13 protein-coding genes are annotated in these 13,724 nt (G+C 41.6%); 4 read left to right on the top strand and 9 right to left on the bottom strand.

Going from position 1 to position 13,724, the window contains the following annotated elements; genetic code table 11:
• Window positions 1-3 precede the first annotated feature (3 nt).
• The 8 genes from BLW16_RS09665 to BLW16_RS09630 form a co-directional block, all read right to left on the bottom strand.
• On the bottom strand, window positions 4-507 hold the full coding sequence (locus BLW16_RS09665) for a MauE/DoxX family redox-associated membrane protein (RefSeq protein ID WP_090556375.1): 504 nt from the start codon (window positions 505-507) through the stop codon (window positions 4-6).
• Window positions 508-941: 434 nt separating this feature from the next.
• Window positions 942-1,547 carry a Crp/Fnr family transcriptional regulator gene (locus tag BLW16_RS09660; RefSeq protein ID WP_090556374.1) on the bottom strand — a complete coding sequence of 202 codons (606 nt, stop codon included), beginning with the start codon at window positions 1,545-1,547 and terminating at the stop codon, window positions 942-944.
• Window positions 1,548-2,383: 836 nt separating this feature from the next.
• Window positions 2,384-3,337 (bottom strand): glycoside hydrolase family 26 protein, encoded by a 954-nt coding sequence (locus tag BLW16_RS09655; protein WP_090556373.1) that lies wholly within the window; start codon window positions 3,335-3,337, stop codon window positions 2,384-2,386.
• A gap of 443 nt (window positions 3,338-3,780) precedes the next feature.
• On the bottom strand, window positions 3,781-4,431 hold the full coding sequence (locus tag BLW16_RS09650) for a DUF6266 family protein (RefSeq protein ID WP_090556372.1): 651 nt from the start codon (window positions 4,429-4,431) through the stop codon (window positions 3,781-3,783).
• 844 nt (window positions 4,432-5,275) lie between these two features.
• Entirely contained in the window at window positions 5,276-6,022 is a 747-nt protein-coding gene (locus BLW16_RS09645) for a hypothetical protein (RefSeq protein WP_090556371.1), read from the bottom strand.
• 130 nt (window positions 6,023-6,152) lie between these two features.
• Entirely contained in the window at window positions 6,153-6,779 is a 627-nt protein-coding gene (locus BLW16_RS09640) for a helix-turn-helix domain-containing protein (protein WP_139298302.1), read from the bottom strand.
• Window positions 6,780-6,984: 205 nt separating this feature from the next.
• Window positions 6,985-7,227, bottom strand: a complete 243-nt coding sequence (locus BLW16_RS09635; RefSeq protein ID WP_139298301.1) for a hypothetical protein — start codon at window positions 7,225-7,227, stop codon at window positions 6,985-6,987.
• Between the two features lie 97 nt (window positions 7,228-7,324).
• Entirely contained in the window at window positions 7,325-7,528 is a 204-nt protein-coding gene (locus BLW16_RS09630; RefSeq protein WP_090556368.1) for a hypothetical protein, read from the bottom strand.
• 459 nt (window positions 7,529-7,987) lie between these two features.
• Here BLW16_RS09630 and BLW16_RS09625 point away from each other — a divergent pair, with 459 nt between their 5' ends.
• Window positions 7,988-8,272 carry an alpha/beta fold hydrolase gene (locus tag BLW16_RS09625; protein WP_090556367.1) on the top strand — a complete coding sequence of 95 codons (285 nt, stop codon included), beginning with the start codon at window positions 7,988-7,990 and terminating at the stop codon, window positions 8,270-8,272.
• A gap of 193 nt (window positions 8,273-8,465) precedes the next feature.
• On the opposite strand, the gene BLW16_RS09620 is transcribed toward BLW16_RS09625, so the two are convergent.
• A complete protein-coding gene (locus BLW16_RS09620) occupies window positions 8,466-10,673 on the bottom strand; it encodes a S9 family peptidase (protein WP_245735201.1) in 2,208 nt (735 codons plus the stop codon).
• A 302-nt stretch (window positions 10,674-10,975) separates the two neighbouring features.
• Between BLW16_RS09620 and BLW16_RS09615 the strand changes: the two genes are divergently transcribed.
• The 3 genes from BLW16_RS09615 (at window position 10,976) to BLW16_RS09605 (ending at window position 13,713) form a co-directional block, all read left to right on the top strand.
• Window positions 10,976-11,269, top strand: coding sequence for a hypothetical protein (locus BLW16_RS09615; protein ID WP_090556365.1), 294 nt, complete (start codon window positions 10,976-10,978; stop codon window positions 11,267-11,269).
• A 79-nt stretch (window positions 11,270-11,348) separates the two neighbouring features.
• Complete coding sequence (locus BLW16_RS09610; RefSeq protein WP_090556364.1) at window positions 11,349-12,353, top strand: ABC transporter transmembrane domain-containing protein; 1,005 nt, start codon at window positions 11,349-11,351, stop codon at window positions 12,351-12,353.
• 1 nt (window position 12,354) lies between these two features.
• Window positions 12,355-13,713: an HlyD family secretion protein gene (locus tag BLW16_RS09605; protein ID WP_245735199.1), complete on the top strand. Its 1,359-nt coding sequence runs from the start codon at window positions 12,355-12,357 to the stop codon at window positions 13,711-13,713.
• Window positions 13,714-13,724: the final 11 nt, after the last annotated feature.

Genomic DNA, 13,724 nt, shown 5'->3' with positions numbered 1-13,724 from the left:
ATTTTAGCCAAATACCCGGTCTTCATCACCAAATTTAGCTGCGCGTATTCGAATGTTTTTAGAAGTTAATGCTACTATTGCAGCAGTGATAAGAAGTATATTAAAGCCTATATGCTGCCTCCAGCTTAATATTTCGAGCAGACCACCACAAACGCATGGCAGATCGCCACCTCTGATTACCATGTATATTATATATAGCGTAAAAATGATCAAAGTGGCACTGAACAGTTGAAGGCCAGCTTTTTTTGTAGCCTTTGGGAGTAGCAACAAGCCTATTAAAAACTCAGCACCTGGTATCGCATATGATAAGGTACCTGCAAAGCTTCCGGTTAACGGAAAAATTTTCAGTACGTTTTGAAAACGCTCGAACTTCTCATGATTCCACACCTTAATAGTCCCGGCATATAGGAACAAAATACTGCAAAGTATAGTGACAATATTAAAGACCTGCTCTTTATGTTTTGTTGTGATATGGAATATTGAATAGTTCCGTATTATCGTTTCCATGCTCTTGAATTATAGAACTAATTTAGGAACAACATTCCTGAAATGAGTGACATAAATCCGAAAGATTGTCTTCGGATTTCCGAATATATTTCTTCAGAAAACAGACAAAACAACATAATCCAACTAATTACTTCAAAGTAATTCAAACAACATCTCTTAGACGACATTTTTGCCAGCGCATTGAGATACATAGCAGATCGTAAACAATCACCTATAAAACACATTTTTTGGATATATTAATACCAGAAAAAAAAGTATGAAAAAAATTGATCAGAATCAAAAACACGTATTGAACTCAGGGAACAATAGATGAGCGAGCTTCAGAAAAAGCTGTTGATTTGTACAAAGAAGTCTATGGCGGGTACATAGGTATCCCATAGCTATAAGCAGCGAGACGTCGGACAGGATTAGCGGCGGATACTTTGAGGGATTATCTATCTTCGCCTCCCACCCTTCAAATCATTGAGATAGGAACGGGACATCCCCAGATAGGTTGCAATAGATTCTCTGTTAAACTTTTGTTCTATCTTGTTCTTAATCTTAACAAATTTGTTCAGCCTCTGATTTGCCGTCATGGTCTGGGTCTCTATATCACGCTCTCTGTGGTGCCGCGTATAATGTAAAAGAATGCTATTTAAAAACAATAACGATTCTGGATATCTGCTGATGATTTTATCCAGTGATGACTTTGGGATAGTAAGCATACTAGAATCTTCACAAACTTCAATGTACAGATCAGAAGGTATTTTTTCTATGTAATTTACTATATCTGTTACAATTGAAAATTCATCCCACAAGTAGAATGTACATTGCTTATCTTCATCATCAAAATAATACGCCCGCACCGCGCCTCTAAGGAGAAAGAAAATTTTATCAGGTGTTTGTCCTTTGGTTAATAATAGCTGGCCTTTTGTGTATTTCGTATCCTGTAATATCTCATCTACATTTTTTATCCATTCACTGGAGCTGGCATGGTCATTTAATAATTCCGTTAATGCAGCTGATGAAAAAACAAAGTCAAATAGCTCATGGTGTACCATAATATTTCAGTATTTTTTGTTTAATAGGTTTTCATATATCAGTCTTTGAATATGGGTGAAAACCCACAGCGTACCGGCTAAACAGATAGTAATTGCATAAATAAGTTATAATTTCATTAAGCCTTTAGTATCGTTTAGCTCAATGGTGAACTACTTAACCAAATTTAATAAATCTACACAAAGTAATACGTATAAATATTTTTTTTAGTACAAGTACTAAAATGCAAAACTGAGGGTTAAAATTGAGATATTAACACGAGCATTAAAATTAATCGTTTTAGCATTACACAATTGACACAGAAAATGTTGATAATTTTATTTAACTATAATATTATGTATTGATATTTTTACTTAAAATATATATTCAGTGCGAAATGCGACTGTTAATGAGATATTGAATGATTACCTGGGAGCATATAATGTGAATTTACAATAATACTGTGTATATGCACCAAGGAGTAATAACAGGCCAATTGTGGCATATGTAATAAAGGCTGGTTCGTTCCGGCCCGTATGATGAACTCATATGAAGTCAAGAAATAGTATTTATCTCCTTTTTCCCGGACAAATACAATCATCATCTTTCGCGTTTAAAATGCCCAAGTCAATCAAAACTTAGATTTTCTCCATCATCCAGCACCAATTGCAACTGACGTTGCCGAAGAAGAATTCGTCTGACCCACCTAAAAAACCTCGCATTGGTGGTATAGAACGTGGGATTTTATCATCTCAACAAAAGGAGCTGCCCTGAATCGAGCAGCTCTTTGCATAATTGTCTTATCAGAGAAAACCTGGCTAAACAAAATATGATCAGCCAATATTAAGCTGTTAGTCTCTTAATTAAAATATGGATTTTTGGCCATAGCGCGGTAAGCATTAAGCGTTGTTTGAGAGCTGTTAATTTGCCAGTGACGCTCTTTAACTACATCAAACCAAACAACCGCTTTTATGGCCGGAAATTTTTCTTTTAGCGTAGGCACGATCTGCGAAATCCACTTTGCTTTATCTCCGCCAATTTCATCTGAAGCCATTTCCCCGATCATCATAGGCTTACCGGTAACGGATATTTTTGAATAGATGTCTTCAAAAACCTGGTAAAATGTTTCCCATTCGTCATCACTGTCTGATGTTCCCCAATTGTAGCCGTCTGCACCAACCCAGTCAACATATGCGTTGCCAGGATAGTACTGCATAACAGCAGGTGTACCAGGCTCATCTGCATTATTTGGGCACCATACCCAAACAGCATTAGTTGCCCCGCGTGCGATAAAAATATCATGAATATGCCTAAATGTTTTCACATACAGATCAGGATTGTGGTCGCCCCATGCTTCATCTCCATTCATCTCCGCTGCAAAATCAAGAAAGAACTGCCTGCCTATTGCCTTTGCCTCGTCGGCCTGTAGTCTAATCTGTGTATCATACTTGCCACTAACAATGTCTTTGAATTTTACGTTATAAGGTTCCCAGTTAATCAGAGGGATGCGCCCTTCAGCAAGATCTTGCTTAGTAGGTATGCTCTTTGACCAATGGTCGGTCCAACTATAATAGGTAAGGTGAATTGCCGGGCGCCTGCCTATTCTGGCATCAGTTTCAGTTATGGTTCCATTACCATAATAATGGCCAAGCAGAGCACCACTCGCCGGGACTAAAGGTACACCTCGCCCCGCTGACAAGGCGACAGTCTGTTCATCCGGAGAGCTATTCTGCGTACCTGATTTTTTGCAGGCCGCAAATGCCAAAACGAAGATAAGCGACGTTGTTACTGTAATTGATTTTACATTTTTCATTGATATGTGAAGTTTTAAGGTTTCAATTTTTAAACTTTCCAGTTTTTTATAAAATCTGCTATGTTATTATATTTCATTATTTTTTTTTCTGATCTGCTGTAAACATCCCCTGCAGGTATACTCTCCAACCTCACTTCACGCTTATTATAGCTCAAATAATCAAATTATTTCAAAACCAATTACATATTTAAAACAATTATGCGAATATTAAAAGAAATATATTTTTAATAATAGACACAAAAATAATCTAATATTATAACGAAACAAAAATATGTTTCTTGTATGACAACTAAAATAATTTTATCATGTATGCCAGTAAGTAAAATGAGTTTTAACGCCCTGCATTCCTGTTAATGCTGCCAATATCGCTTTAAGAAAGATGCTGAAGGAGAGATTAAATACAACGGTAAGCTGGTCGGGCTTACCGTTGTATAAAAATCTGGTTAAGCTGTAATTAGAAGCTGCCCCAGATATTCACTATTTGACACCCGTTTTCCATCGGCTGATACCAGGAACATCCATCCCTGAACAGGATGTCCGTAGAACACGAAGGGAAACGACGCTACAAAAGATAGATCTTTACGCGTTGCTATCTTCATATTCAGGAGATACTTATTGATAGTCGTGTCGTAAAAAACAGCAATAACGTAATCTGTGTCCTGGTTCAGATCTGTTTCGGATGAATTTACTGTCCAGCTTACTTTCGCTGTGCCTTCCGGAGCCGCTACCGCGGTTGCGCCATAAACACTTTCCAGTTTGCCTTTGCTAATGGCTACCTTAGCGTAGTCAATGCTGACAGCAGGATAAATACCCGTTATTGCGTCAGTTAAAATTTGCTGCACCGCAGCGTTGTTTGGGGTGGTCGTTGTATTGGTATAAGATTGATAACCAATTTTAATGATCCGTCCCATGGTTGAAACAAAACCTGTTGCCAGGCCAAATTTCATTTGTTGTGCCAGCTGTGCCGGCGTTGGCGGTTTTGATGATTTGCTGGGGCGACCCTTGATTACGTAAAGAGTCCTCCACTTGGCGCCCACTGCGTTTCCTAACAAGCCTCTGAAGCCGTCAAGAAATCCTTTTAATACTGTTGCCATTGTTTTTAAGTGTTTAAATTTATATTAATTTGTTAATTCGGGTTTGCGTACCAATAGCCAAAACCCATAGATCAAACTTAAACACAATAAATATAAAATACTAATAATCAGATAGTTGTGTCGTTTATTGTCATCAATTGTCGCAAAATATTTTAAATAACCAGACTGTTATCAAAAATTGAGTAGGAAGTAGGAGACTATTTCTCCTACTGTCCTCTCACACCGTACGTGCCGTTTGGCATATGGCGGTTTGCTAGAATAACCTCGTTTGGTGTTCGGTTTTCCAATAGTAGTAGTAGTAGTAGTTTGCAAACCCTAAGTATTTTAGTTTTGCGAAGTAATCGATAGTCAGGACGCCCTGCAGGATTGGACTATGTGCCAATCTACAATCGCCCTTCATGCTGTTAGACCACTCGAATGCCTTTTGCCTCCCTACCCCCAATTTCATTAGGTTTCGGATCCGACATTCTACATTCTTCCAGTATTACATTTCCTATTTTCCGGAGAAGGGACCAAAAGGCCCATATTTTTGTATTGCCATCATCCTGGGTTTTAAAGTTTAACCCAAAACAAGCAGCAAAAATTTAAAATTAAAGCAAAACCTACCCGCTGGCGGCACATGTCTGCAATTGGCGCAGCATTCCGGCCGGTTTGCCTTTTACGCAACCATCCTTTAAACGCCTATTGTTCCTACATTACTTCTACTGCAAACCTACCCGCTGAGTAGGTCAGGGGTAGGTTTGCAGTAGGATTAATGTAGGTGTGTACCGGGATTGCCCAAAACTAAACCCGGGCAATGCCTTATTTAAAGCTACACGCTAATTTCATATATTTTAAGTTTTATCTATCCGTTCATCCTATTCACATAATGATACCATTCCTTCACGAAAGCCCTGAAAATTACCAGACGCCCCTGAAAGCTTTTCACAGAATTCTTTGATCTGACTAATTCCCTAAACCTGCTACTGATAACAGAACTCTTACGGGTTGAACAGGGCAGAAAAACTCCTTCCTGATGACGCCATAGGCCAGAGAAAAATTTCATGAGCTTGTCGTTTTCATAAACCTTGTCAGCATATTTACGCGCGTGCAGATTTGCCAGGGACAGGCTTCTCATCATAAATTGTAAGACTTCCCTGATTGTCCTGTCGCTCCCGGTAAACCTCAGCTGATAGCTGAAACTTAGCCGAACTACCCCTCCTCCTTCCAGTATGATTTCTTCAGGATAATTTAGCAACGGCCTCGCTTCCATTCCCCATTTGTCAATCAGGTCTTTACATTCCTGTTCGTGTTGTTTTTTACCTTTGCTACGGTCAGCATTCTTGGCAATTAACAACTTCAAATATTTTAAGTTAATTTCACTGAGGTCAGGATCCATAAATACTTTACCGCTCAGCTGGTAGTCCATCATCCCGATAGTAATTCTAAACCACTCATTTGAATGATATGCCTCTTCCTGCGGTAACAAATTTGGATAATAGCATAAGCTGTCTATGTAACGCTGCAATAGTGCTGCAGGGTCTATATTTAAGGCAACAACCGTCTCCCTGAAGTCTTTAGGGAGACGGATTGGTTTCTGGGGGCTCTTCATAATTGGGTGTTGTATATTCGTGTGATTATTAGTTTATACTCTATTCTGGTAAATTAAAGGGCTCTGAGCCCCCATCCTGATCCTTGACAGGATACCTGATTTTTCCTGGTCAGTACAGGCGCTGAAGCTGCTAACAGGCTTCATAACGGTACGGTTCTTTTGCTGAGCCTACAATCCGCAACCGGCCATGATCTTTTTCATCTGTGCAAAACCGCTGCAGGGCAAACTGGATATAGCAGGAATTCAGGGGCTCAGGCTGAAGCGTGTTGATGGTGCTGAAAATTTCATACGGCAGCTTTGGCTCGTAGAAATAACCCGAACGGATCATTACATCAACAATGTCGCTTACGGTATCTAAGATCTCATCACTTCTAAGCAGATCATCAAATTCAGGGCACTCTTCTTCCTGCAGCCTGAACAGCTCTTTTTCATTGTTGTTTTTATCCAGAAGGTAAAAAGAATGGATGAAGTTGCCTTCAGCATATTCCCTGGAAACAGCTATTTTAAGTATAGCTTCGTTGTTAATAGGTGAAAATAAACTTTGCGGATTGCTTTCCTCCAATGCCCGGGCAATCCTTTCTAGATCATCCATGGAGTAAAATGGTTTTTTCAGCGCTTCGATATCCTGGATATGGTTCTCAGGTGCACCGATCAAAAAGGTTAGCTGCTCGGCAGTATAACCTTTGGAAATTCTCTTCAGCATAACGCGGTAAATGGTTGCCAATTGAAAAGCGGGGATTTCTTTAATAGTTGTCATTTTGGTTGAGTTAAGGGTTGATTATTGAACATTTGCTGGCATAGCTGCCAGATTTGAAATTGAAACAGGCCGGTGATTAAAGACCAGATCAATGTTTTCTTCGGTCACGGCTTCGGCATTTGTAATGGCCACGATCTTGCCTGTTCCGTCTATCCATACGTACTTTGGGGACTGGTTATGAAGGAAAAACTGACTAAGTATCTTGTCATCTGTGACAAACGGTATGCAGGAAGGTACTGCCGGTGGGTGTTTCAGCAGGAATGATCATGAACTTGAAACCCATATCGCCCAGGTCACACCGGGTGGTTTTATAGTTATGGATCTTGTTCAGTACCAGTTCAGGCATCTTTTGCCCCAGGCGGATGGATTTGATCTGGCTAACAGACTTTTGGCTTTGAGCATGCACGCTCAAAAAAAAGCAAAGCGTGGCCATAACGAGTGTTTTCATCGTTAATTTCATTATATAAAATATTAAATGATTAGGTATACGGAAATTAAGATTTGATTATCCGGTATAAACCCGGGCGATCAGGGAGAATCAGGAATCAATCAGGCGGTTTATCAGAATGATTTTGTTGAGGAGAGATTGTAGCCGCGCTAAGCGGAAATGGAATACATGAAGATTGGCCGGGGTACCCGGCATCAAAAGATGCACGCGAAAGAATGGCTGTGTGGATACAATAAACTTCTTTGCAGCTGTAAGCAGGAATGTTTGTACTGGTGGCGATTGTGATTTTCTTCTTTTTCATTTGGACACTATTGATTAAATTTTCAATAGAACCCTGTACAAGAAATGAAAAGGCCTGAAAAAACACAGGTCCGGCAACAGTTCTTGTAGCCCGCGCTTACCGGTGGAAATCGGTGAATAGTAAAACTATTCAAAGCACTACAATAAGCTGCGCCGGACCTATATTTTGCAAATATAGGCAACCCGGCGTTCTACTTATCACTCGTGCTTTAAATTTCCACATTTGCGCAGACGAGGTTCTTAAATAGAACACCTCAAATTTTTAGAGATGTCATAAATAAATTATATTGTTTAACAATTACTCATATACAGTTTATTTTAACACTACAAATGTAAGTATTAAGATTTAATTAAACAATAAAGAAAATAAATTATTTTTTATGTCGCTAAAGAAAAATGATATCCTAAGTTTGAACTTTTTGATTTCTAGTGCTTTAATTCCTCGTTACCCCAATTTGTTATGGTTTCAAGGACATTTGCCTTTGCTGAAGACTATCGTGCAGGACTGGATCTGGCCCATGATCTGAAAGATTTTCAGGAAGGAAAAAAGATCACCTGCCCTGCTTTGGTAATCTGGGGCAAAGATTTCTTAGGTTCCTTAAAAGAAGATCCCGTATCAGTATGGAGGCGGAGCTTTATACCAGAATGTACAGTTGCGGAGGTTCCCGGAGGCCATTTTGTCGCAGAGGAAAACCCGGTACAAGTCCTGGCCGCTCTCCGGGAGTTTTTGCTGCAGGTCAACTAATGTTTAAAGTAATTGTCCTGTCAGGTGAGGATGTTGGCGGCTTTGCTGAAACTTTTAGATCTGTTTGCTTTTCTTGTTGCTGATGATCGCATTATACCCACTCTGAAGGACTTCCTTTAAAAGAGACGTAGTGTAATTATGATCTTTCATCATCAATACGCTTGGTAGACTAAGCTAGTCATAATTAGTCCTCCTACCAAACCGGAGGGGTAATGCCCATTAAATTTTTAACAAAAAAATCGCGCCTTTTATGCTCTCCATAATCTCCCCCCAGTGAATGGCCCATTCCCGGAATCATCAGAAAATCAAAATCTTTATCTGCTTCAATCAGTTTGTCAACCAGTTGAAGGGTAGATTCAGGCGGAACATTCGTATCCATTTCGCCCAGTATCAACAGTAACTTACCCTGCAATTGTTTTGCATGGGTAACATTTGATGATGCTTCATATTGCGGGCCTACAGGGTAACCCATCCATGATTCATTCCAGCCAATTTTATCCATACGGTTATCGTGGCATCCTGACGAAGAAACTGCCACCTTATAGAATTCAGGATGAAATAACAGCGCCGCTACAGAGTTTTGTCCGCCAGCCGAGTTACCATAGATGCCCATGCGGCTGATGTCCATATAGGGGTATTGTTTCGCGGCAGCCTTAATCCAGCGTATGCGGTCGGGAAAGCCGGCGTCTTTAAGATTTTTCCAGCACACATCATGAAAAGCCTTTGAACGGTTTGAAGTGCCCATTCCATCCATCTGCACCACAATAAAGCCAAGTTCGGCCAACTCGTGCAATGCTGTTTTTGACCGGTAATCTCCGGATTGGGTCTCTCCGATAAATTTAGAGGGAACAAAGGAGTTATGTGGCCCGGCATAAATGTATTCAATCACCGGGTATTTTTTCTGAGGATCGAAATTAACCGGTCTGATAATCGTCCCCCATATATCAGTAACACCATCACGCCCCTTTGCATGGAATACTTCGGGCATTTTCCAACCCGTACTTAGCAGACCTGTAATATCCGCTTTTTCCAAGGGCATCATCACCGTTCCATCGGCTGCATTGCGTAATACGGCAACCGGCGGCAGATCCATACGTGAATACGTATCCACAAAGCAGCTGCCGTCATTTGAAAAGAAAGCAGTATGATCAGCGTTTTCAGGCGTAAGCAACTGCAACTTACTACCATCAAAATTAATCCGGTAATAATGAATCAGGTAAGGGTTCTGCCCTGCTTCACGGCCGCTTCCTTCAAAAACAATGGTTCTGTCTTTTATGTTCACACTCACTACCTTTCGCACAACCCAGTCCCCTTTGGTGATCTGATTTTTAACCTTACCTGTTTTCCTGTCATATAAATATAAATGGTTCCAGCCATCACGTTCAGACGCCCAGATCATTTCCTGTCCGTCACTCACATCATAGCAGTATCGTTTCTGGCTTGCGATGAATGTTGGACTGGTCTCGGTAATCAGGGGTTTCAATTGACCTGATGCGGCATCTGCCTGGAGTACCTGAAAAAGTTGGAAGCCGCGTTTATTGTATTCAAAGGTAAAAGCCCTGCTGTCCTGCTGCCATTTGATGGCGGAGAGATTATAGGCCATATCAATGGGTACGCCGGTGACAGGTACCTGTTTTTTCTCTTCAACATGAAATAAACAGGGGGTATTGACCGGTAACGAATCTCCCGGTTTAGCATAACTGCGCGAATGAAGTTTTGGCTGCAGCTGATCTTTCGGTGAGGATTCAATCAGATACACCTGCCGCGTTTTAACCGGTTTTATTTTGTAATCTGCAAGTTTCTTACTATCCGGCGACCATTTCAGGTCGCGGGAATAATATTCAGCGGCTGATCCGTCTGCACTTAACTGAATGGTATCTGCTCCGGATATGGACTTGATATATACGTTATAATTTCTGATAAACGCCTCCCATTTACCATCCGGGGAGATGACCGGCGAACTGGTTTCGGATATTCCGGAAGTACTGACGGTGCTTTTATTTATCAATTGATATGAACCAAGATCGAACTGCCATATCGTATCATCAATAGTAAATGCTATGATTTGATCATTCTTCTGGAAATCTATATCCTGAAAGGGAAGCTCATAAGGGTCAGTTTTTTTACCTGTTTCTTTAGATAAACTTAAGGCAAGTTTTTGCTGGTCAAAGGCAGCACCGCGTTTCCCGGTTGCAACATCAACCAGGGTAAATTCATTGCCCTTCTGAGTGCGTTGCAGATACCAAAACTTCTTCCCGTTTACCAGCCATTTGAAAACATTAGGGGCATGTAAAACATTGCGCTCCATGGCATTCTTTATTAAACCAGCCCTTTTAAAATCACTGCTCCTGCCCTGTGCAGCTAACCGCCCGGCTGAAATAGCGATAAACAAAAATATCACGCAACAAATTCTTTTGAAGTCAGGCAAGATGATCATAAGCTTATAAATTTCACCTATCCAAAATACGGGCAAAATATCAGACAGATTTCACAATTATTATCAACTACATACAGTATTTTGACCAAATTAGGTCTGAAGATTAAACCGTTGCAAGCGGTATGTCATCCTCACAACAGACTTCAGTCCACAAGAATTGCATTAATATGTTTAAACGTATTAGCCTGAAAAAATTTTAATGCCTATCTTCGCAACATCTGATGATGGATCTACTTAGGCAAAATTTATTAAAAACTATTTTTGGCATGACATTGCTCATGATCATGCTTCTAAAAGTTTGCGCCATCTCAATTTCTCATTTCAGGCCTTCTACTGATCCTTTTGCTGTTGAAAAAAACGCAGAGGAAGGAAAAGACACTAAAGAAGAGGCATTGGATAAAAATGAGAAAAAGCTGCTGACCTGTGAATTTTCATGTACCGATCACAAGCATTTTTTATGGATCAGCCACTTGCCGCTCAATGCTTATTCCTACAAAATGAAAATCGGCAGTCATCCGCTAAAAACTGTCCCAACCCCTCCCCCCGACCGTCTGGTATAAATTATAGTGTTACTAAGCCGTACGCATAACTATTGCACACGGCTCAGGAAATAATTTATCATATTATATTTTGATCAGAATGAAGAAAAATCATGCTGCCGGAGCTCCAACGCCCTGGCAAAGGCTCGTACGTATATTGTATTACGAGCGCTCTACCATCAATTATATTTACATATATGCCATGTTAAGTGGCCTGATCGGGCTTACCCTTCCACTGGGCACGAGTGCAGTTTTCAACCTGCTGTCTAATGGAGCGATGTACAGTTCAACCTATATACTTATTGCCGTTATTTTAATTGGTATCGTTATCGGTGGCCTGCTGCTGATAGGGCAGCTGACCCTGGTGGAGGTCATCGAACAAAAGATATTTACCAAAGCATCGCTGGAATTTGCCTTCCGTTTGCCGCGTATAAAAAAACATGCACTTGAGGGTGAAAACCCTGCGGAACTGGTAAACCGTTTTTTTGATATCCTTACCATACAAAAAGGGCTGACCAAATTGCTCGTTGACATTGTTGCCGCCGCAGTACTGATATTTTTCAGCGTTATCCTGCTATCTTTCTATCATCCCGTGTTTATGGCCTTCGGCATTTTTGTATTGCTGGTGATGGTGTTAGTGCTGGTTTTGTATTACAGAAGGGGTGTGAACACCAGTAATGAAGAATCGGAATACAAATATGAAGTGGTGGCTTACCTTGAAGAGGTGGCCGGCGATCTGGATGCCTATCGTTATGATACCGCTAAGCGCAACGAAGTAATTACCCGCACTGACGAGATTACGGCCAATTATATTCAGGCGCGTAACGATCACTTTGGCGTGCTCAAAAGGTTTTTTGTCAGTGCCGTTGCCATGCGTACCATATTAATGGGAGCATTGCTCCTGCTGGGTTCATACTTTGTTGTAGAGCGCCAGATGACATTCGGACAGTTTGTGGCTGCTGAAGTAATCATCGTACAGATCAGCTACGCGATAGAAAAATTAATGACCAATTTAAATACCGTTTTTGATATGGTGACCGCCAGCGAAAAACTTGCCGTTGTAACCGATCTTGAACTGGAAGAAGGAGGTACAACCCATGGGTAAGATGAGTAAAAATTTAGCCCAGATTAACAACTGGGAAGAACTATCCGTTCAGTCTAACAGTAAAATCCTGCAGGCGAAAGGCCCGAAAACATTAGGACGCATTATGCTGATCGTGCTGTTCCTGTTTATCATATTGCTGCTGCTTCCCTGGAGGCAAACTATCCCCGGCCGCGGTACGGTAACGGCGCTGAGACCTGAGGACAGACCGCAAACGGTACAAAATCAAATTGGCGGCCGCATAGAACACTGGGCAGTACGTGAAGGACAGGAAGTTAAAAAAGGGGATACCATTTTAGTGATCTCGGAAACAAGCCAGTCGTACTTTGACCCCGAGCTCCCCCTGCGTTTAAATGAGCAGTTGAATGCCAAACGTGGCAGCGAAACCGCAGCATCCCAAAAGATGGAGGCCACCAACTCGCAGATCAGGGCGATGAGCAATGGCTTGCGCTTTCAGTTGAGTGCCGCGGAGAACAAGGTCAGACAGGCACAAAACTATGTCAGAATTGACAGTGCGGACCTGCTGGCAGTACAGAAGTTTTACGAAACTACCAGGGTGCGCCTGGAACGTTATGAATCCGGTTATAAAAACGGTCTTTTTTCACTCACCGATATTGAAACACGCAGGCTTAAACTGCAGGAAGATAATGCAAAAGTGATAGGTCAGCAGAATAAACTAAGCAATTCCAGTCAGAATCTGCTGAATTCAAGCATAGAACTGGACAACATCAGGGCCAAATACCAGGAGTCGCTCGCCAAGGCACAGTCTGACATGAGCTCCGCAATTTCAAGCAGGGCGAGTGCACAGGGCGATATTGCCAAGCTGAGGAACGATATTTCCAACATCTCCATCAGGCGTGGCCTGTACATTGTAAGGGCACCGCAGAGCGGATTTGTGGTGAAAACACTAAAAGCGGGTATCGGTGAAAACATCAAAGAAGGTGAATCGGTAGCTACCCTGCAACCCAAATCACCATTGGTGGCTGCTGAGCTATATGTGAGCGCGATGGATGTACCCCTGATATTGGATACCAGCGATGTGCGCCTGCAATTTGAAGGCTGGCCTTCGGTACAGTTTGCCGGATGGCCATCAGTTGCGGTTGGTACTTTTGCGGGAAAGGTATCGGCAATAGACCGTGTGAGCAGTACCGGAGGCAAGTACCGCCTCCTCATCAGTCAGACAAGCCCGGTTCCAACAAAAGACGAGCCCTGGCCGCCACAACTGCGACAGGGATCCGGCGTGTATGGCCGCATTATCCTGAGATCGGTACCGCTATGGTATGAGATCTGGCGTCAGCTCAACGGCTTCCCGCCAAGTCTGGAGAAAGAGCCATCTGCAAATAATAAAGAGAAAAAGAGTTAATTATGGAGGTC

The sequence above is a fragment of the Pedobacter hartonius genome, from assembly GCF_900107535.1.
Taxonomy (GTDB): domain Bacteria; phylum Bacteroidota; class Bacteroidia; order Sphingobacteriales; family Sphingobacteriaceae; genus Pedobacter; species Pedobacter hartonius.
This window is presented reverse-complemented; position numbering and strand designations above follow the sequence as displayed.